Annotated in this window: 19 protein-coding genes; 9 read left to right on the top strand and 10 right to left on the bottom strand. The window is 63.8% G+C overall.

What is annotated here, in order from left to right; all coding sequences use genetic code 11:
• The 7 genes from AAGA11_19430 to AAGA11_19400 all read left to right on the top strand — a co-directional run.
• Positions 1–690, top strand: a 690-nt coding sequence (locus AAGA11_19430; GenBank protein MEM9605044.1) for a YfbK domain-containing protein, incomplete at its 5' end; no start/stop codon positions are given.
• Between the two features lie 80 nt (positions 691–770).
• The gene (locus AAGA11_19425) at positions 771–1,316 is read left to right on the top strand and encodes a sigma-70 family RNA polymerase sigma factor (protein MEM9605043.1); all 546 of its coding nucleotides are present in this window, start codon (positions 771–773) and stop codon (positions 1,314–1,316) included.
• Positions 1,303–1,983 (top strand): hypothetical protein, encoded by a 681-nt coding sequence (locus AAGA11_19420; GenBank protein ID MEM9605042.1) that lies wholly within the window; start codon positions 1,303–1,305, stop codon positions 1,981–1,983. The genes AAGA11_19425 and AAGA11_19420 overlap by 14 nt, the downstream gene beginning before the upstream one ends.
• Positions 1,984–2,236: 253 nt before the next feature.
• A complete protein-coding gene (locus AAGA11_19415; GenBank protein MEM9605041.1) occupies positions 2,237–2,557 on the top strand; it encodes an antibiotic biosynthesis monooxygenase in 321 nt (106 codons plus the stop codon).
• 9 nt (positions 2,558–2,566) lie between these two features.
• Positions 2,567–3,415, top strand: coding sequence for a helical backbone metal receptor (locus AAGA11_19410; protein ID MEM9605040.1), 849 nt, complete (start codon positions 2,567–2,569; stop codon positions 3,413–3,415).
• Between the two features lie 65 nt (positions 3,416–3,480).
• A complete protein-coding gene (locus AAGA11_19405) occupies positions 3,481–4,476 on the top strand; it encodes an iron ABC transporter permease (GenBank protein ID MEM9605039.1) in 996 nt (331 codons plus the stop codon).
• 1 nt (position 4,477) lies between these two features.
• Positions 4,478–5,254: a heme ABC transporter ATP-binding protein gene (locus AAGA11_19400; protein MEM9605038.1), complete on the top strand. Its 777-nt coding sequence runs from the start codon at positions 4,478–4,480 to the stop codon at positions 5,252–5,254.
• A gap of 151 nt (positions 5,255–5,405) precedes the next feature.
• On the opposite strand, the gene AAGA11_19395 is transcribed toward AAGA11_19400, so the two are convergent.
• Positions 5,406–6,569, bottom strand: a complete 1,164-nt coding sequence (locus AAGA11_19395; GenBank protein MEM9605037.1) for an HmuY family protein — start codon at positions 6,567–6,569, stop codon at positions 5,406–5,408.
• A 9-nt stretch (positions 6,570–6,578) separates the two neighbouring features.
• Positions 6,579–8,570, bottom strand: coding sequence for a TonB-dependent receptor (locus AAGA11_19390; GenBank protein ID MEM9605036.1), 1,992 nt, complete (start codon positions 8,568–8,570; stop codon positions 6,579–6,581).
• 167 nt (positions 8,571–8,737) lie between these two features.
• Between AAGA11_19390 and AAGA11_19385 the strand changes: the two genes are divergently transcribed.
• Positions 8,738–9,505 carry an ABC transporter ATP-binding protein gene (locus AAGA11_19385; protein MEM9605035.1) on the top strand — a complete coding sequence of 256 codons (768 nt, stop codon included), beginning with the start codon at positions 8,738–8,740 and terminating at the stop codon, positions 9,503–9,505.
• Between the two features lie 103 nt (positions 9,506–9,608).
• Here the strand turns inward: AAGA11_19385 and AAGA11_19380 are convergent, their stop codons facing one another.
• From AAGA11_19380 to AAGA11_19345, 8 genes are all read right to left on the bottom strand, one after another.
• Positions 9,609–10,250, bottom strand: coding sequence for a class I SAM-dependent methyltransferase (locus tag AAGA11_19380; GenBank protein MEM9605034.1), 642 nt, complete (start codon positions 10,248–10,250; stop codon positions 9,609–9,611).
• 158 nt (positions 10,251–10,408) lie between these two features.
• A complete protein-coding gene (locus AAGA11_19375; GenBank protein ID MEM9605033.1) occupies positions 10,409–11,434 on the bottom strand; it encodes a siderophore-interacting protein in 1,026 nt (341 codons plus the stop codon).
• A gap of 48 nt (positions 11,435–11,482) precedes the next feature.
• A complete protein-coding gene (locus AAGA11_19370) occupies positions 11,483–12,424 on the bottom strand; it encodes an ABC transporter substrate-binding protein (protein ID MEM9605032.1) in 942 nt (313 codons plus the stop codon).
• A gap of 27 nt (positions 12,425–12,451) precedes the next feature.
• Positions 12,452–13,507 (bottom strand): iron ABC transporter permease, encoded by a 1,056-nt coding sequence (locus AAGA11_19365; protein ID MEM9605031.1) that lies wholly within the window; start codon positions 13,505–13,507, stop codon positions 12,452–12,454.
• Positions 13,507–14,574 (bottom strand): iron ABC transporter permease, encoded by a 1,068-nt coding sequence (locus tag AAGA11_19360; protein ID MEM9605030.1) that lies wholly within the window; start codon positions 14,572–14,574, stop codon positions 13,507–13,509. The genes AAGA11_19365 and AAGA11_19360 overlap by 1 nt, the downstream gene beginning before the upstream one ends.
• On the bottom strand, positions 14,574–15,365 hold the full coding sequence (locus AAGA11_19355) for an ABC transporter ATP-binding protein (protein ID MEM9605029.1): 792 nt from the start codon (positions 15,363–15,365) through the stop codon (positions 14,574–14,576). The genes AAGA11_19360 and AAGA11_19355 overlap by 1 nt, the downstream gene beginning before the upstream one ends.
• Before the next feature lie 216 nt (positions 15,366–15,581).
• Positions 15,582–16,901, bottom strand: a complete 1,320-nt coding sequence (locus AAGA11_19350; GenBank protein ID MEM9605028.1) for a hypothetical protein — start codon at positions 16,899–16,901, stop codon at positions 15,582–15,584.
• Between the two features lie 42 nt (positions 16,902–16,943).
• Positions 16,944–19,139, bottom strand: coding sequence for a TonB-dependent receptor plug domain-containing protein (locus AAGA11_19345; GenBank protein MEM9605027.1), 2,196 nt, complete (start codon positions 19,137–19,139; stop codon positions 16,944–16,946).
• 320 nt (positions 19,140–19,459) lie between these two features.
• On the opposite strand from AAGA11_19345, the gene AAGA11_19340 reads away from it, so the two are divergent.
• A partial coding sequence (locus AAGA11_19340) for a PepSY-associated TM helix domain-containing protein (GenBank protein ID MEM9605026.1) occupies positions 19,460–19,788 on the top strand: 329 nt, incomplete at its 3' end.

Raw genomic sequence — 19,788 nt, 5'->3', positions numbered from 1 at the left:
TTGTCCACGCTGGGTTTTGGTCAGGGGAACTACAACGACCACCTGATGGAGCAACTCGCAGACCACGGCAACGGCAACTACGCCTACATCGACTCCATGCGCGAGGCGCGTCGGGTGCTTGAAACCGAGCTCGGCGCCACGCTGCACACCGTCGCACACGACGCCAAGATCCAAGTCGAGTTCAACCCGACGACCGTCGCCGAGTACCGCTTGATCGGCTACGAGAACCGGGCGCTCCGCGAACAGGACTTCGACAACGACCGCGTCGACGCGGGCGACATCGGCGCCGGGCACTCGGTGACCGCCCTCTACGAGATCGCCCTGGTGGGCAGTGCCGGTACGCAATTGCCCGCGCGCCGTTTCGCACCCACTCCATCCACTCAGCGCGACTTGCATGCGCTCGCCGAGATCCGCTTGCGGTACAAGCGTACCCCCGACGCGGCCAGCGAACGCCTCAGCCGGCTGATCACCGCCGACGACGCCGAGGACACGACCAGCGCGAGCCTGCGCTTCGCCGCGAGCGTCGCCGCCTGGGGCGATTGGTTGCGCGACGGCGGGGTACGTCCCACATTTGGCCCGGCGGCGATTCGCGACCTTGCGCGCTCGGCGCTGGGCGATGACAGGGGCGGCTACCGCCGGGAGTTTCTCGAACTCGTCGACCTCGCCAGCGCGATCAAGGGCCGGAGTTGACGCAACCACGCTGCACCGCACCCCCGTCCGGTCTCGACAGGATGCCCTGTTCGAGGCCGGGCACCACTACACTTGGGGACATGAGCACGGCCACAGCGGACACGCCCGATGACGCGCTGGTCAGTCAGTACGTCTCGGGTGACACAGCCGCCTTCGATCGCCTCTACGCGCGCTACCGCGAACGGGTCTGGGCCTACGCCTACCGCGCAAGCGGTTTCGACACCCACCGCGCCGCCGATGTCTGTCAGGACACCTGGTTGCGCGTGGTCAAGGGGGCGCCGGGCTACGCGGCGCGCGGTCGATTCGACCGCTGGGTGTTCGGCATTGCCCACAACGTGATTGTCGACCACCACCGACGCCAGCAACCAACGCCTTCGGAGCCAGACACGTTGCCCGACCTCGCGGATTTCGTCCACCGTTTCGAGGTGACCGACACCCTCGAGCAGGTGCTGTCCACGCTGCGCGCGGATCAACGGTCCGCGCTGTTGCTGCACTACGTCGAGGGCTATACGCTCGACGAGATCGCGGCCCTGCAGTCCAGCGGCCGTGAAACCATCAAAAGCCGCGTGCGCTACGGTCTCAACGCGCTGCGCGACCGTCTCGGAGGCACTCATGGCACCCACTGACGAACGCCGAGCGGCATTCGACGCCTTGCCCCAGGGCACACCACCTCCCGGGCTCGACACCCGCATCCGCGCCCAGGCCCACGCCGAGGTGCAACGGCGTCCGCGCGCGCGTCTCACCTGGGCAGCGAGTTTCGCGACCGCCGTCCTCGCGGTTGTCGTCGTGCGCGCAGTCTGGTTCGGCGCACCTCCCACGCCCACGATCGCACCGCTGCCCGCAGACGCGCAACGTGCTCAGCCCGAGTCCGCCGCTGACGCAGTGGTGTTCAACCGCGCCAAAACCAGCACAGCGGCGGTCGCCGACACGCGGGGCAGCACATTCAGCAGCGAACGCACACTGAGCGCAAGCGAGCCCGCCGCGCCGACGGCTCCGCCAGCCATCGCGGACCTCACTGTGCTCTCGGAGCTCGCGGGCATTGCAGCGCAGAGCGAACCCGACGCGCCGCCCCCGGCACCGACCGCCGCACGGATCACAACCGAAGCCAACGCAGCAGCGCCCGTCGACCCCGAGCGGTGGTGGACCCAGATCATCACCCTGGCCGAACACGGGCACCTGGAGAAAGCCAGACGCGAGTGGGTCCTATTGCAGGAGGCGCACCCGATGTTTCGGATGCCGGGGGAGACGCCCGTTCACCTTCAACAGGCTCTGATGCCCCTGCACGCCGAGTGAGACACAACGCACGCGGCAGCGCTGGTGCGACACCGGTTTGTCGTGCCGGCATCTCCCGGAGGGCCTCGCTCAGCCAACCCGTCTTCATTCACGCACGGCGACGTGCAGCACGCGTGCTGCACGTCGTCAGGTCGGTGTAGCATACTCGGCGCCCCAGCCGCGGGTCAGGACCCAACGACCACACGTGTTGAACACCTCACACGACACTGTTATGGTCGATGATAAGAATTCTCATTTGCATTTGGAGCACACCATGTTTATCGCGATGAACCGCTTCAAAGTGGCCATCGACGCACAGGACGCGTTCGAGCAGCGCTGGCTGGAGCGCGAATCCCTGCTGTCGGAGATGGACGGGTTTGAAGGGTTCCGCCTGCTCAAGGGACGCGAGTACGACGAATACCGGCTGTACGCGACGCACACGCAGTGGCGCAACGAAGGCTGTTTCGCTGCGTGGACCGACTCCGAGCAGTTCCGCTTGGCGCACAGTCGGGCCCGACTGCCTGAGGGCACGCTGCTCAGTCACCCGCAGTTCGAGGGCTTCACGTCTATCCTCGAAGAACACATCGCCGCCTGACACCCGCACATGCGTACCGTTCTCACCCTCCTCACTCTGTTTGCAGCCACACTGACGCACGCGGCCACACCGCAACGCGTTGTCTCGGTCGACGGCACCATCAGTGAAATCGTCTTTGCGCTGGGTGCGGGCGAACGGCTGGTCGGCGTCGACACCACGAGTGTGTACCCGGCGGACGTACACGACCTGCCAAAGGTCGGCTACAAGCGCGCGCTGTCGGCCGAGGGCCTGCTGTCGTTGCAACCCGACCTGGTGCTGTACAACACGGACGCCGGTCCCCCGGTCGTGTTGCAACAGCTCGAACAAGCCGGTTTGCCGATGGTGAAAATCCCGAACGAGCCGAGTGTCGAGGGCACCCTGGAGAAAATTCAGGCGGTCGCCGACGCGCTCGACCTGAGTGAGCAGGGCCGTGCCATGGCTGAACAGGTCAGCGCCGAACTTGCCGAGGTGTTGCCAGACGGCAGCGCCGAGACGCGCGCGGTGTTCGTGCTGCACATTGGCGCCGGCAGCGACATGGCGGCCGGGGATGACACCAGCGCGGCCGGCATCATTGAGCTCGCCGGGGGTGTGAACGCACTTCGGGACGCGTTCACCGGCTACAAGCCGATCACCGCCGAGGCCATGCTCGCTGCGGCGCCCGACGTCATTCTGGTCACCGAGCGCAACCTGCGTCAGCTCGGTGGGGTGTCAGGCTTGTTGTCCCGCGCGGGACTCGCCGCCACGCCAGCAGGACAGGCGGGGCGCATCGTGCCGATTGACGCGTTGTTGATGCTCGGCTTCGGCCCGAGACTGCCCGCAGCGGTACAGCAGTTGCACGAGGCCTTCACGGGCACCAGCACCACCGCACTCGCCGATTGACGACGCACAACGTGGCCCGATCGGGTAGCGTGTCTCGCGTTGTCACAACGCCAGTTGCGGCCGTCGTGCTGGGCGCAGCCTTCTGTTTGGCGGCGCTGATCGCACTGGGCACCGGACCGGTACCCATCGGCCCTCTGGATGTGCTGTCTGCGTTGGCAGGGCAACCCCACCTCGCGCAGCACGAGATCGTGATCCACCACTTGCGACTGCCGCGCGCGTTGCTCGCGGTGTCGGTGGGCGCATCGCTTGCCGTCAGCGGCGCTGCGCTTCAGGGCCTGTTTCGAAACCCCTTGGCCGACCCAGCGTTGGTCGGGGTGTCGTCCGGTGCGGTACTCGGCGCGGTCAGCGTGATTGTGCTCGGCAGCACCGTGCTCACCGTGTTCAGCACACTGTTCGCCGCCTGGGCCGTTCCGGTCGCGGCGTTCATCGGTGCCTTGACAGTCACGGCCATCATCTACCGCTTGGCGCAAAGCGAGTACGGCACCCACGTCACCACCTTGCTGCTCGCCGGTATCGCGATCAACGCGATTGCGATGGCCGGTGTCGGGCTGTTGACCTTCATCGCCGATGACAACCAGCTTCGCACGCTCACATTCTGGAACCTGGGGTCGCTCGGCGGCGCAACCTGGCAGAGCCTTGCCGTCGCTCTGCCGCTGGTGTGGTTGCCGTTGCTGTGGTTGATGCGGCAGGCTGACGCACTCAATGCGCTGGCGCTCGGCGAAGCCGAAGCGGGCCACCTCGGATTCGATACCAGGCGACTCAAACGGCGCATCGTGGTGTGCGTCGCACTGTCGGTCGGCTGCGCAACGGGCCTCACGGGCCTGATCGGGTTTGTCGGCTTGCTGCTGCCCCATCTCGTTCGCCTCGCACTCGGCCCGGATCACCGTGCGCTGTTGCCGTGTGCTGCAGTCGGCGGCGCAACCTTGATGCTGCTGGCCGACAGTGCCGCTCGCACGGTCGCACAACCCGCGGAGCTGCCCATCGGAATCATCACCGCCCTGCTGGGTGGACCGGTGTTCCTGTGGCTGCTGGTACGGCAAAAAATGAGCGGGGCAATCTGAGGTGCTGTGCACGACGGCGGTGGCGTATCAACGCGGCCCACGACGGCTGGTCGACGACGTGTCGGTCACGGTCAATGCGGGCCAGCTGACAGCCGTGGTCGGCCCGAACGGCGCGGGAAAATCGACCTTGCTGAAACTGCTGAGCAACGACCTGACGCCGAGCGCCGGGCGTGTGACCCTTGATGGCGTCACGCTGAGCGAGTGGGGTACCCCGGCTCTTGCCAAACGCCGCACTGTGTTACCGCAAGACTCGGCCTTGCGATTTCCGTTCACCGTGAAACAGGTGGTCGAAATGGGGCGTATGCCGCTCGCCTCCGTGGCCTCACCGGCCGTCCACGAGGCCGCGGTGCTGCGCGCACTCGCGCGCGTTGGCCTGTCAGCCCTCGCTGACCAGGCCTACCCCTCACTGTCCGGCGGTGAGCGACAACGCACACAGCTCGCGCGTGTGCTTACCCAGCTCGACCGCGACACGGGTGAGACGTGCTACCTGTTGCTCGATGAACCGACGTCAAGTCTGGACCCCGCCCACCAACAGCGCACGCTGGAGATTGCCCGCGAAGAGGCGCGCGCCGGGCGTGGCGTGCTGGCCGTCTTGCACGACCTCAACCTCGCCAGCCGCTACGCCGACCGCATCGTGGTCATGGTCGACGGGCGCGTGTCGGTGCAAGGGTCGGTGCGCGAGGTGATCACACCGGACTGCATACGTGACACGTTCAACATCGACACGACGGTGATCGCGCACCCGCGCGAGGGCTTTCCCGTGGTCATCCCCAGCTGACCCGTTAACTGACAACGCAGTCGAGGTGCGATACCCATCGCCCACCGCTGCAAGCGACGCGCCGCCGCCGGCTGCTCCCGTGCATCTCACGCGAACGCGAAGCAAAAAAAAAGCGGGCCAACCGGCCCGCTCAAATGCCTTGGCGGCGGTATCAGTTGAGTGGCCGATGGCGAATCGTGAACCAACCGCTGGCCCCGCTATCGGGGTTGTAATAGCTCACAACCTGGAACGCGTACTGACCTGAGTCGGTGTTCACCCCGTAAACGCGGTAGTTGGGCCAAAGCCGGTTGTTGCCCTGCAGGCTGTAGGCGTACCAGAGGTTGTCACTGACCGAGTTGCCAACACTGTCTGCAGCAAACCGGAAGACATCGGTGTTGCTGATGATGCCGGCTGCTTGCCCCGGGCTCATGCCACCGAGCGAACCGCCCGCACGGCCGCTGCCGTAGGCGCCGCCGTTGGTCCAGAGCGTCCACTCGCGCGCGTCCGCGCTGATCTCGAGCCGGAGATCCCACACACCGTCTTCAGCAACGCAATCGACCTCCGCTGCGGTGTCGAAGTCGTAGCAGGCGATGCCGCCTGCATCGTCGATATCGGCGACCCAGGTGGTGGCGGTGGTGGCGAAAGCAACGTCCGTGGCTGTCTGCAGGAACAGCTCGAGCGTGACCGTGCGCGAGGGTGTGTCGATCGCGGTCACGCGGCCCTTGGCGTAGCTGGTGCCGTCGGCTCCGCGCACAGCGAACCAGGCTTGCGTGTTCGCGCGCACGGTGCGGGTGGCCGAATCGTAGGTCCACCAGCTGGTGTCGCTGCCGTCCGACGGAATGCCGGGTTTGGCTTCGTCCTCGACGAAGGTGGCACCGGTTGCCGTCGCACCCGTGAGTGCGGGTTCTTCGTCCACCGCCGTGCGGTTGAGGAACACGGAGACATTCGCACTGCCGTCACCGTTGTAGAAATCAGCCTGGTCGTCCAACAGCGCCGAGCCGACCGTACCACCGGCGGAGAAGCCACCGTTGAATTTGATCGCGGTGCGCTTGAAGCCCATGTCCCAGTCGGAAGACAACAAGGCTTCAGCATCGGTCAGATCCACCACCTCACCGCGTTCCAGGTTGAAGTAGGTGAACTTGTTTGCCGGGTCGTCGGGTGCCGCGCCGAAGCCACCGGCGGAGGCGTCGATGGTGATTTCGCGGAATTGCGCGGTGTCATCGCCACCGGTGCCGCCTCCGGTGTCGTCGGTGGGTGTCGTTGAATCGGAATCGCTGCAACCGACGATGGCCGCCATGGCCAACGCGGACACAAACAGTTTGAGATCGTTACGCACGAGAGTCTCCTAGAGTGTTTTGGTGAAAGTCAGCCGAAACTCGCGCCCTTCGCGCGGTCGCGGGTCCTGGGCGTCCTGGTTCGGGTTGATGGTGTCGGTGACGTTGTCGATGAAAAACGCCACACTGATGTCGGGTTGCCACTGCCAGTTGGCGCGTGCGTCCAACACGGTGTAAGACCTGAGTTCGCGGGTGTTGGCGACGTCGGCGGAGCCACCCCGTTGCGAGTGCAGTTCGGCGGCATAGGTCCAGCGCGCAGACGGACGCCATGTGATGCCGGCGTTCAGCACGACCTCGGGCCGATCGCTCAACTCGAGGCCGGTGGACTTGTCCTCGGTGTCGAGCCACTCGACACCGGCACGCAACGAGAGTGCGTCCGCCACCGTCGTGTGCCACTGCAATTCGAGCCCTGTGATGCGCGCGCGCGCAATGTTCAGGTACTGGAAATCGACCACGCCCGGAATGGTGCTGCCGTTCTCGGCCGTGTCGATGAGATCGGTGAGGTCGTGGTTGAACACGCTCGCCGTCCACACGCCCGAGCGGTGACGGTGTTCGACTTCAGCTTGCACATTGCGGTTGATCTCCGGTTGCAGGTCGGGGTTGCCGATCACGCGGTAGCCGTTGAAGCTGTGGTCGAACAGAAAGAACCGCTCCTTCAAAGACGGCGTGCGGTAGCCCTCAGCGACACTGAGACGAAGTGCGGTGCGGTCCGAAAGCGGCTTGCGCCAACTGAGCTTGCCGGCTGTGTGGCCACCAAAATCGTCGTCGTATTGATAGCGCAGGCCCGCCTGCCAGCGCGAGCTGGCCTCGGAGCCGCCTTGCAACTGGAAGAACAAGTCCCGGTTTTCCTGGCGGATGCCGGTGGGCAATTCGTCGGTCTCGGTGACGGTTGTGCCGTCGTCCCGAAACTGGAATTGAGTGAGCTCTGCACGGGCAGCCAACACCCCTGTGGTCAGCAGCATGCCATTGGCCAGTGACCGGGTCAGTTGGCCGTCGAACCGCACCGTGTCCAGGTTCAGTTCCCGCCATTGGTCGCGCTGCGGTGTGCCGACGGCATCTTGCGACGCATCGCCGTCAAACCATTCTCCCGAGAGTTGAAACCGGATATCACCGACGCTCGCCTCCTGGTCGAACGACAGCGCAAGTTCCGATCGGGTGGTGTCCTCGAGTTTCTGTTTCGGGACTTCGCCTGTGGGTGTGCCTGGTGCCGCGGTCGCGAAGCGGTAGCTGAGGTCCTCGATATAGTGGTGCACATCCACGCCGACACTGGTGGCGTCTCCAACGAACCACTCGGCCCGCCCGGACACGTTGTCGCGCGTGCCCACGGCGCCCTCCGTGGCGTAGGTGCTCGTGTCGAGGTCGTAGCCGTTGGCGCTGTAGTGAGACACGTCGGCCCGGTAGATCGCGTCCCGGGTCACCCACTTGTAGTCTGACGCAACGGTGATGGAACCCACATTGCCACTCAGATCGCGGTCACCCCAGGTGCCGGCGCCGACTGTCAGCGAACCGCCTGACTCGGGCGCGGCCTCGGTGGTGATCACGTTGATCACGCCCCCCATCGCCTGGCTGCCGTAGAGCGCGGATGCCGGTCCCTTGAGCACCTCGATCTGGACGATGTTCGCGGTGCCGATCTGTTTGAGGTCGACCGACGACCCGGTGCTCGGTGCGACCGGGCGGCCGTCGATCAGAACCAGGACGTGCTTGGACTCCATACCCTGCAGGCGAACGCCCTGCCCCGGCTTGCCGTGCAACTCGTAGAGTTGCAGCCCCGGCACGTAGACGAGCGCATCCGCGAGGTTCGTCGCGCCCTGATGTCTGATCTGCTCCCGCGTGACCACCGTTGTGCGCACGGGTGCTGTCGCGGGGTCGCTCGGCGACCGCGACGCCGTCACCACGATCACGTCCAATTCGGAGGCCGCGTGAACAGACAATGCCGTGACGCTGACACCCACCAAGGCGAGTGCCCGTCCACACATGACGATTCGTCCTGACCCGGTGCTCACGCTGTTCCACCTCTTGACGCTCTGATTGAGAGCCCGTGAGTCCCCAAGTCAGCTCAGACCGTCGCATTGTAAATACGAACAGTTCGCATTACAATTTGGTTCCGGTTGGCGTTGGACCAGGTGTCATGCCACGGGTGTTCCTGTCTCCCCGCTGAGTCGAGACTCTGATGCACGTACCACAACTGCAACGTACTCTGCCGTCGACACTGCACTTCGATCGGGTGACGTCGATTTGCACCACGGGCACGGCGCTGGACATCAACGAACTCGCTCTGGGCCAACCCGGTCTGTGCGCGGTCGTCGGATCGCGGGCCGCCGGGTGCAACGACCTCCTCCAGATCGCCACCGGCCGCCAACGCCCCACACTCGGGCACGTCACGCTCGACGGCCAACGTTTGACTGCCCTGCCCGCTTCGGTGCTCCGGCAACGCCTGGCGTACGGCGCAGCACAGGTGGCGCCGCCTCGGGACGCCACCGTGCGCGACTTCATCGAGGACGGCGCGCGCGGGCCGCGCCACCGGTTCGCCTTCACGCTGTCGGACAAACAGCAGGTCGCCCGTGCCATGGAGGCCTTCGGGTGCAGACCCTTCGCGGACGCGCCGTTCTCCAGCCTGGGCGCCAACATGCGTCAACGCGCTCGCCTTGCACGGGTATTCGCACAGGGTGCCGCCCTCTCGGTGATGGAGTCGCCCGTTTCAGGGTTGCCGAATGCCGCGAAGGGCGCGCTCTTGCAGTTGACCCGTCGGGTGGTGATCGAGGAGCAGCGCGCCTGTCTGATGTCGACGTCCAATGTCGTGTTGGCGTGTGAATACGCCGATCGGATTTTGTTGATGCGCGACGGACTGATCACCTTTGACGGGACACCCGCGGCCCTGATGAAACGCAGTGCCTTGCTGCGTCGTCACAACACCGCTTTGGCCAAGGACGCGGCTTAAGCGCCCGCGCCGCTGTCACGCAGGCGGTACCCTTACGCTGCGCACCCCGCACCCGTTGGCGAGCCACAACCGGTTCGGGCGCTGTCACGCTCGACGTACTCCCTCAGCGTTTGCGCACGAGACCGACACCGTCTCCGACGGTCAACAAGCAGTATTCGACACGCGGATCGGATTTCAGCGTGGCGCTCAAATCGCGCAACGCGGCCGTATCCGGATCCATGCGGGTCGCGTCGGCGACTGAACCGCCCCACAGCATGTTGTCAAAGGCCATGAGACCACCCGGGCGGAGCAGTTGCAGGCACTGCTCGTAGTAGGTCGCGTAGTTGGTCTTGTCTGCGTCAATGAAGGCAAAGTCGAACTGCCCCTCACCGTCGGATATCAGGACCTGATCGAGGGTATCCCGAGCCGGTCCGATGCGCAGGTCGATGCGGTCGGCAACGCCGGCTGCGGTCCAGAACGGCTTGCCGATACCCGTCCAGGTCTCGCTGACATCGCACGCGAGCAACCTGCCGTGGTCCGGCAGTGCGGACGCGATGCACAACGCCGAGTACCCCGTGAAAACGCCCACTTCGATCGCGTTCTCTACGCCCAGCAGTGACACCAGAAACCGCAAGACTTGTCCCTGGTCCGGACCGATCTGCATGTCGGCTTCTGCCTGCTTGGCGGTTTCGAGTCGCAACGCACGCTGCACGTCAGATTCAACGACTGACTGCGCGATCACGTACTCGTAAAGCGTGTCTGTCACGCGCACGGTCTTGTTGGTGCTTGGCGAACGCCCTGCGGCGCGCTGCAACCAGGTCCCGAATCTTCCCACAGCCCATCCCTCTTCGTGTTAACCGGATTTTCCGGGCACCGCACGCGCGCGTTGCCCACAGTTGGATGTACGCGAGCGCGTTTGCGCACTCACCAGAACGCGACCACGGTCAATCGGCGGCGATCGAGACCGACCCGTTCACGAAAGTGACACCGGACGGCACGCCTCTCCTCATAAGAGGCCGCAAACCACAGAGCGGCATCCGGGTATGGCGCGAGGTCCACAGCCGTGACCGCCGCAACCAGTGACGCACCACGGTCCCGGCACAGCCAACGGACGTCCACCCGCGATGGTGAATCGATTGCCTGAATGGCGGCCTTGGTTGGTGCCACGAGAAACGCGATACCCTCGGTCGAAGCCGGCAAGCTCTCCAACGAACGCACCAACGCCGGCACCGCGGTTTCGTCGCCACCGAGCAACAGCCATCCGCTCGAGGGCACACTGCCGCCACCAGGCCCCAGCAAGCCGACCGTCTGGCCAAGCGGATCTGTGGCCAACCACTGACCCGTGCCACCGCCCGGGTGCTCAAACACATCGGCGTGCAGGTGGCCGCGTGAGGCATCGACGGCGCGCACCGTGTAGTGCGTCTGAATCAGCTCGTCCTCAGCGTCCGGCCAGTGCGGGATGCCACGCGGGCCAAGTGTCGGCCAGACGGCGGGGCGACGGGCATTGCGCTGACGCAACAGCCTGAAATGCTGCCCCGGGCCCTCAAAGCGAATCGCATCTGGCAGAGCGAGTCTGACGCGCCAGTAACACGCGTTGAGTCGGTCAATGCGGTCGACTTGCGCCTCGCTGAAATTCGGCAGCGCCGGTGCGTGCACGCTGCCTTGATCCCAGCCCACGGTGGAGAGCCGTGGATCGAATTCGATCAGATGGTGGCTGATGGCCTCCCGCACACCGATAAGGTCGTCAACGGTGTTGCACTGAATGTCGATCCGGGCACGTCCATCGTGCGTGTGAATCGACGCGGAACCGAAGGGCGTGTGGATGGCGATCGTGTTGCCGTCAACGGCCCAGTGGTCAAAGCCATGCTCTTCCATCTCTCGTCGCCAGAATGCAAGCAGCGCGGTGTCAGAGTGCACACGGAACTCGGCACGGCTGGTCAAGGTCGTCACGGTTTCGACACCGCCAGCTCACCTGCAATGCAGCATGCCACCACCGCGCTAGTTGTCCAGACCGAAGTGCGCTTCGATCGCATCGAGCGCAGCATGTGCCGACGCAAAGGTGGGCGTAATCGTCAACTCCGCATCGAAGAAAGCGACGCCCAACGACGGCTGAATGAAACGGTCCCAGCCCGGTGCGATCTTGTCGAGCTTGGCGCGCGCCGCACCCTCGGTGGTATCGCCCTGGCCGTAGCCGTTACCGAAGATGACAAAATCCTCCTGAATCAAACCGAGGTCCTCGGAGGACAGCGGCGCCATGAATCCGCGCTCACCGTGTGCCTTGACCCAGTCCGGGGTTTGGAAACCGAGGTCGCCAAGCGCCTGCATCAGCCCCGACAATCCGTTTGCCACGTGCAGCTGGTCCCAAAGGAAAATCACGCTGAGCGTCTTGCTGGCGGGGTCGAAAGGCAGTTGTGCCCGAACACGGTCAATGCGCGCCCGGTACGCCGCATGCAGTGCGTCATAGTTCGACTGCAAGCCAAAGCGCGAGGCCATGACCTTGACCGCTGACAGGCCGAACACATCGCCCGAGTAGCTGCGCTGCACAAACACCGGTGCCACCGATTCAAGCACTGCAATCTGCTCCTCACTGCTCTCGGTCACCACGATCAACTCCGGTTCCAGTTGTTTGATCACCTCCAGGTCGGTGCCGTCGTAGCCACCGATGTTGGTGATACCGGCCTCGCTCGCGGTGGTGTTGAACAAACGGTCCAGCCCCATGACGATGTCCTCGCCGGTGGTCGGGTGCTTTCGCATCCAGACCCCGACGGGCGTGAGGCCCAGCTCGTAGAGCGGCAATCCGATCACCACATCGTGCGTGCCGATGACCCGCGTCAACGGCTGCGGCACGTCCACGTCGCGTCCTGCGTCGTCAACAATGATTTCGGCGTGCAGCGGTGAGGCCACAAGCGACAACACCGTGATGAAAAGAGATAGACACATTCGGCACATCGGATTCCCCTGGGGTCGTTAGCGCGCTTCGCGGATCGCTGCAAATCGCACGGTGAGAATGAACGCCGGTGCGCCTATGATCACGATCGTCAGGCCAATCGGCAGGTAAGCGTAGGTGGTGGTCACGCGGGTGAGCAGATCCGCCGACATGATCAGCAGACCGCCCATCACGGAGGCGAGCAGCAAGCGCGATGCGCCGGTGGCTCTGGACACAGAGTTTGCCAGGTGCGGCGCGAGTATCCCGACAAAAACGATCGGTCCCACGAGGCTCACCGACGCGGCCGTGATGGTCGACGCGACGATCAGGATCGCAGGTTTCGACCAGCTCGCTGGCTCACCCAGCGACATCGCCATTTGATCGCCGAGATCGAACACGTTCAGCGACCGACCGACCAGCAGCAACGCAACCACACTCGCGCCGAACCACCAGCCGAAACGCGCGACATTCTCCCAGGTCGAGTAGTACAACGACCCGTTCATCCAACGCGCGAGCTGGTAGGACTCTTCCTGAGGCGTGTACAACAGCAGCATCATCGACACCGACGAGAGCGTGGTCTGCACCGCAATGCCCATCAGCAGTATGGCGATGCCACCCGCGTTGTGACGTCCGACCAGCAGCAACAGCGACACCCCGACCGCGAGCCCACCGCACATGGCAATCACCGGGTAATAAGGCCGTGGCACCGCGGGAAAAAACACCATCGTCAACATGATGGCCAGCAGCGCCCCCTGGCTCAAGCCGAGCAGCCCCGGCTCGGCGAGTGGGTTTTGCGCGAGTGATTGCAGGGTTGCACCGGCCATGGCGAGCACCCAGCCCACCATGAAACCCACCAGAATGCGTGGCAATCGCACCGTGAACACGGCAAACCGCTCGTCCTCGGTCGCCGGACCACCCGACACCACCCGCAGGACGTCCCAGAAGTCGAGCTCGATCGAGCCAATTGCAATCGACACGCACGCGAGCGCTGCGCTGAGGACACTCAGGCCGAGAAACGCCACCACGTTGTGCACCGGTGCCATGACCGGCCCGATCTGGACGCGTTGACGTTGGTCGAGTCCGGTGAAAACGCGCATCACGGTCTGGCCGCCACACCGACAGTCAGGTAGTGGCGCTTGACGATCACAATGAACGCCAGCCCGCCGAGCAGGCTCATGAGCACCGACGTGTGCAGCACGTACGGGGCGAACACCACGCGGGCAACCACATCGGCAAGCAGCACCACAATGGCACCGACGAGTGCGCAGGCCGGGAACAACGCGCTGAAATGGGCGCCGGCAACCGGCCGTACCAGGTGCGGTACCACCAGACCGACAAACCCGATCGGGCCGCACACCGACACCGCGGCCGCTGCTCCAGCCACCGCAGCGGTGAGCGCGCACAGGGTCACCGGTTTGACCGCCACACCGGCGGCGGCAGCCTTGTCCGATCCGAGCGTGATCAAGGTCAATGCCGGTGCCAGGCACAGGAGCACGAAAAGCATACCCGCACCCACGAACCAGACGTCGGTGAGCCGGTCGATGTAGTAGTGATTCACGTTGCCCGACATCCAGGACAGGAGTTCAGCGCGCAAGGACTCATTGGCCAACACCAACGCACTGGCGATGCCGGCGTAGGCCATCGAGACGATTGCACCGGCGAGAATCAACGCGAGGTTGCGTGGATCGTGGGCGATCCGCGCGACCCGAGCCAGCAACACGCAACTGAAGAAGCCGAACCAGCCACCGGCGAAGGCCACGGCGCCGTGCCAGGCGTTGGGAACGCCCCAGTAGAAGCCGAAAAACACCACGAACAACACCGCGCCAGACGACACGCCGAGCAACCCAGGCGAGGCCAGCGGGTTGCGCGTCAGGCCTTGCAACAACGCACCGCACACCGCGAGGCACGCGCCGACAAAACTCGCGATCAGTGCGCGAGGCAACCGTTGACTCGAGACGATGAAGTGGTCGTAATTTCGCTCATCGAACGCCACGAGCGCCTGGATCACCTCGGTCATCGGGATCGCCTTGGAGCCGAACGCAACGTTGAGCAAAACACACCCGGCCCAGGCCGCGAGGCATACCGGAATCACCGACAGGCGCGACCCCCTGGCACCCGCTTCTGCCGCCGGGTCAGTGCGCTCGCGTACCGGGCCAAGCGCCATTAGGCGGCCGAGGGCAAACAGAAAACCCGTCCACCCTGCTCGACAATGACGGCGTCGAAGTCGAACGCCGATTTGATGTTTTCGGCCGTGATCACCTCCCTGGTTGGCCCGCTCGCGACGCGTTGACCGTCCTTCAGCATCACCACCTGGTCGGCGAACTGACTGGCGAGGTTCAGGTCGTGTACGACGGCGATGACCGTCTTGCCGTGGGCAAGCAACGTGTCACGCGCAAGCTGCATCACCGCGTACTGGTACTTCACGTCGAGGTGGTTGACCGGCTCATCCAGCAGCACCGTTTCGGCATCCTGCGCGAGGATCATCGCAATCCACGCACGTTGGCGTTGGCCACCGGAGAGGCGGTTCACCGGTTCATGCGCCTTCGCGCGCAGATCGACCTGTGCAAGTGCGGCTTCGAACCGGTGGTCGTCCCCCGAGGCGTGGTGCCCGAACAACGGTTGACGTGCGTAACCGCCGAGCTGCACCAACTCGCCCACCGTCAGGTAGTCAGGACAGTAGCTCTCCTGGGGCAGATAGGCGATGTGACGCGCCAAATCGCGCCGTGAAAACGCGGAGAGCGGTTTGCCGCGCAAGGTCACCGCGCCAGGTGGGGTATCGAGGAAGCCCATGATCGCTTTCAGCAAAGTCGACTTGCCGCAGCCGTTCGGCCCGATCACAGCTGTCATCGCCCCCGGTTCGAGTTCGAGTGTCAGCTCGTTGAGGACCGTGGGTCCGCCCTTGCGGTACCTGCAACTGAGGTTGTTAATACCGAGCACGGTTTGGCTGTTCTCCACCTGCTTCGCCCCCTCGGTGCCCTGCCCACCACAGCACCACGGTACCAGGCCAGTGCGGTTTCACCGGTTCCATGTGGGCTCGCTAACGTAAAAAAAGAAAGGGGCGGCTCGACGTGAACACACCCCAAGGGATGGTGGCCGGAACTCCCTCTCCGGACCACCCACCCCGCGCACCGTGTGTGCGCGAGGTGTCTTCACGTGTTAAATGGCCGCGCCTCAGTTGTGGTCGAAGAGCTGCAACCCGGAAAGATTGCCTCCGTCGATCGCTGCACCCTGCATGGTCTCGCCGGTGTTGATGTCGATGGAGTAGATGTACGACGTGGGGTTCTCACCGGCCGGCACCACAGGCACGTAGTACTTGCCATCGCGCTCGAAGCCGCCGTAGAAGTACCCGCCCGGGAAGGTCGGCAGACCGAGGTTGTCCTGTACAGTCCGGTTGACGGTGTCGATAAGCACCCAACGGCCGTGGTTACCCGTGTACATGCCATCCCAATCGTCGTAGTTGTCTTCGTTCTGCACGAGAACCGCGACTCTCCCGTTGCCGAAGTAGGTGGCTTGCGTGATGCTGATGGTGTGGCTGAAGCTGTCCGACAGGTTGAACTGGTATGTGGTGTCGTACTCGCCCGTTGCACCATCGATTTTCATCACGTGGGTATCCTGGGTATCGTGCTTCGACCCGTAATCCCACCAGCCCTTGCTCAACAGGTTGATCTGGAAGATGTCGCCGTTCTCATCAACCCAGCTCATGCCACCTACCCAACCGGAGCCGTCGCCGCTGGTGATCGGGTTCTCAATGATGGTCGGGTTGGTGAAGCCGGGGAAGTCATACCGCAGCGTGACCATCGTATCCGGTGTGTTGTAGGGCACGTCCTCGTTGCCGTAGGTTGTGCCGAAGTAGGCATATGGGCCGGAGATCAGCGGTGCGCTCAGACCCGGCCAGCCCGGTGCCTGCAACTCGTCGCCGTAGAGCGGCACTGTCATGGTGCCCTCTGCTGACACGGTCATGTCCGGCAAGCTCAGCATGACCCACGGTGCCTCCGTGGTGGTCGCGCCCTCTGCGACTTCCCAACCGAACTGCTTGGTCATCACCAAAGTGTCGCCGTTGTACACGTTCCACAGGTAACCGCCACAGCCGTCACACAACGCAGACCACGCCAGGCTGCGCGTGGGCTCGGCGGCCGGTCCCGACGCTGACATCGCCCATTGGTCGATGGTGTCGGTGTCCCAGTTCTTGGTGTAGAGAAAGTCGCCGACGCGCAGGCCGCCGCTCGCATCGAAGCCTTCACGGCCCTGCCCGATTGCCGTGACGACGCCCGACATGATGTCGTCCGCCGAAACGTAGTACACGTTGAAGTCGGGATCGGCCACCAGCAGGCCGCCCCGGACCGTTGCGCTGCCGTCACCGCCCGGCGTTGGGTCGTCGGTGGCGGTCGGCGAACTGCTGTCGCTGCACGCTGCCAGTCCGAGGGCAAGCACCGTGGCTGCAGCCACGGTGCCAAGCCTGGAAAATCTGCTCTCGTGAATCGGTTGTTGCATGTCAGTGTCCTGTCGTGTCGTATTGTGTCGTCGTGAATAAGGTCAGTAGCTGTAACTGACCTTGAGAAAGAAGGCGCGCCCGGGCTTTTGCAAGCGCCAGTTGTCGAACAGCTGTTCGTCGGTGAGGTTGGTCACGTCAAAGGCGAGCGAAAGACGCTCGTTCGGGAAGGTGTAGCTGACGCCGGCGTCGTGGCTGAGTTGCTCGGGAATGACCCGTTTGGTGTCTGCGTCACCGAGGCTCGGCCAGGACAGGAAGTACTCGTGCACGTAGTTGGTGTTCCAGTAGAGGTTCGTGCTCGAACCGGGCTGAAACCAGTCGTAGAAATCCGCGCTGATGTTGAGGTTGGCCAATTCGTAGGGGATGTTGGGCAGGCGGTCGCGGTACAGCAGGTTCTCGCGGTTGTTGACGCTGTCGAAAGGCGTGTCATTGCGGATGTCGAGGACCGTGGCGTTCGCGGACACCGTCAGGAAATCGCGAAAGGAGTACACCACCGACGCCTCGAGGCCCTGGGTTACAACGTTGTCGAGGTTCTGAAAGCGGTAGGGTGGTGCCGCGAGCTGAACCCACTGCAGGACCATCATGTCTTCCGTGTCGCGGTAGAGCGCCGTCGCCTCGAACTGCAGCGAGTCGGTGTCGTTCAGGTCGAAGCGCTTGCCGATACCGAGATTGAGATTCAGGCTCTTCTCGGGGCCGAGGTCCGGTGACGGCAGGTAGTTGATGCCGTCGCCCAGGGCCTCTTCGGCGGTCGGCAGTCGGGCCGCGTCCTCGATGGAGATCTTGTATTTGAGCGTATCGGACGCGTCGTAGGCCGCGGCGAAGCCGAAGCCGGCCAGCCCGTTGCGCGTGGTGTTGGTGACCACTTGCGAGCGAATCAGGTCGTCCGGGTCGTCGGAGTCGTACTCGTCAGTCGTGACGTTCGCCTCGTAGTCGTAGTACTTCGTGAAAACGTTCGTCGAGAGCCGATCGTCAAGCCAGTAGCTCTCCAACGCCACACCGAAAAAGGTCTTGGTCACGTCTTGCGGTGCGAGTTGCGCCTGCTCCCACACCTCGGCCAAGGGGTCCTCACCGCGCCGGTCGAGCTTGGTGTAGTTGAGGTTCATTCCGAGCCGGTGGTAGTCGTTGAAGTCGAAGGCCGCGTTGAGCCGGGTTGTCCAGCTGTCCTCGAACAGGGTGCGCAACAGCGGGCGCGAGTCGCTGATTTCACCGGGCGCAGAATCGATGAAGTTGCCGCTCCAGTCGTAACGTCGACGCGAGGTGTCGTTGGTGAAGGTTTCCTTGTCGGTGTTGCCGATGAAAAGGTTGGTGTTGAGCCCGCGCCATCCCCAGTCGGACTTGCGGTGAATGAGGTACGGGAAGCTGACCTTTTCCTCGATACGCACGTCGCCGTACACCGCCGTCACGCCGCCGCCAAGCTGCAAGCCCTTGTCGAGATCGGAGCTGATCAACCCGAGGCTGATCTCGTCAGCCCAGTCGAGGTCCTTGTAGCCGAGATCGAGTTTTGCGTTCGTGGTGGTGAAATCGTCGTTGAAGCGCTTGGCCGGGTTGTCTTCGGTGAACTCGATGTACTGAAGACCTTCCAGGTAACGCACGCCCTCACCCCAGACCTCGTAGTCGTTTTCGGACTGGTTGTGGAACAGGTCGAAGCGGCCAAACAAGCCCGTGTTCGGGTTCTGGGTGCCGGCCTGCAGCGTCGTCTGGTAGGTGGAGAACGAGCCGGCAGACTGCGACAGATCGAGGTAGGTCTCATCGACGCCGGGGTTGGTGACCAGGTTGATCGCACCAGCGAGGTTGTCAGAGCCAAGGTCGACAGGCACCACGCCCTTGTAGATGTCGATGCGCGACAACAACGACGGGGGAATGTTGTTGGCCGAATAGCTGTCGCCGAAGTACTCCATCGGCACGCCGTCGACGAAAAAGCGCACCGAATCACCGGACATACCGGCCATCGAGTAGGTGGTTTCAGAGCCCATGCCGCCGGACTGGCGGACATTGACCCCGGGCGACTGTTCGAGCACCTGGTTGATCGTGATGCTCTTTTCCTTGATGTCGTAGGTCTCGATCGCGTCGACATTGAAGCCCTCTGCCTCGATGTCCTCGGCGCTCTCCTCGACCGTGCCGGTCACTTCAAGCGTGTCGAGCTCCACAGCGTCCAGGTCGAGGTCGTCCAGGTCCTCGAGATCCACCGTGCCCTCCGCTGCAAGTTCGGTACACAACAACGCGAAAACGATTGCAGCCACGCTGCAAGGTCGGCTGTATTTGGGTAGGAACGGAGTCGACATGGCGGCTGTGGGTGCGCTCCGCGCGCCTTGCAGTAAAAACACGTACGACGTTATCATTACTGTTAATGCAAATCAAAACGATTCTTATTTAGATCTAGTGGCCGAAGGCTGTTCGTATAGACATGGATACACTGCTTCACGGTTGCAACACGTCCACCCTATTGCAACCCCGGTCTGCTCGGCGGTGTGTCAGTACGGCGGGTGCTGAAACCCGACAACAGCGCAACCACAAACCGCCTGGCCGCTGGCGTCCACTGCGTTGAGGGCAGCACACACCCATGGCGATACCCTCTGACCTCAACGCGCCCCGGTCGGCGACTGCGACACCGCGGAGGCGCTCTGCCCCGGCTGTGCAGGGCTCGCCCGCCAAGGCAAAAAACAAACGCCTCACCGCGCGAAAAGTCTCGTGGCTGATCCACAGTTTCGTTGGCTTGAAGTTGACGGTCGTGATGACCATCGTCTTCCTGACCGGCACCCTCGCCGTTTTTTACGAGGAGATCGACTGGCTGATCTACGATGAAATTCGTGTGACGCCGATCGGCGAGAAGCTCAACCCGGGCGAAGTCTACGACCGTGCGACGGCCGAAATCGCCGAGCGCGGCCTCGG

The sequence above is a fragment of the Pseudomonadota bacterium genome (genome assembly GCA_039196715.1).
Classification (GTDB): domain Bacteria; phylum Pseudomonadota; class Gammaproteobacteria; order CALCKW01; family CALCKW01; genus CALCKW01.
This window is presented reverse-complemented; position numbering and strand designations above follow the sequence as displayed.

Excerpts from the sequence above, each read along its gene's own strand:
- AAGA11_19360 (MEM9605030.1), bottom strand. The coding sequence starts at position 14,574 with ATGGCGCTTGGCCCGGTACGCGAGCGCACTGACCCGGCGGCAGAAGCG.
- AAGA11_19350 (MEM9605028.1), bottom strand. The coding sequence starts at position 16,901 with ATGCAACAACCGATTCACGAGAGCAGATTTTCCAGGCTTGGCACCGTG.
- AAGA11_19385 (MEM9605035.1), top strand. The coding sequence starts at position 8,738 with ATGCACGTACCACAACTGCAACGTACTCTGCCGTCGACACTGCACTTC.
- AAGA11_19365 (MEM9605031.1), bottom strand. The coding sequence starts at position 13,507 with ATGCGCGTTTTCACCGGACTCGACCAACGTCAACGCGTCCAGATCGGG.
- AAGA11_19370 (MEM9605032.1), bottom strand. The coding sequence starts at position 12,424 with ATGTGTCTATCTCTTTTCATCACGGTGTTGTCGCTTGTGGCCTCACCG.
- AAGA11_19425 (MEM9605043.1), top strand. The coding sequence starts at position 771 with ATGAGCACGGCCACAGCGGACACGCCCGATGACGCGCTGGTCAGTCAG.
- AAGA11_19410 (MEM9605040.1), top strand. The coding sequence starts at position 2,567 with ATGCGTACCGTTCTCACCCTCCTCACTCTGTTTGCAGCCACACTGACG.
- AAGA11_19420 (MEM9605042.1), top strand. The coding sequence starts at position 1,303 with ATGGCACCCACTGACGAACGCCGAGCGGCATTCGACGCCTTGCCCCAG.
- AAGA11_19415 (MEM9605041.1), top strand. The coding sequence starts at position 2,237 with ATGTTTATCGCGATGAACCGCTTCAAAGTGGCCATCGACGCACAGGAC.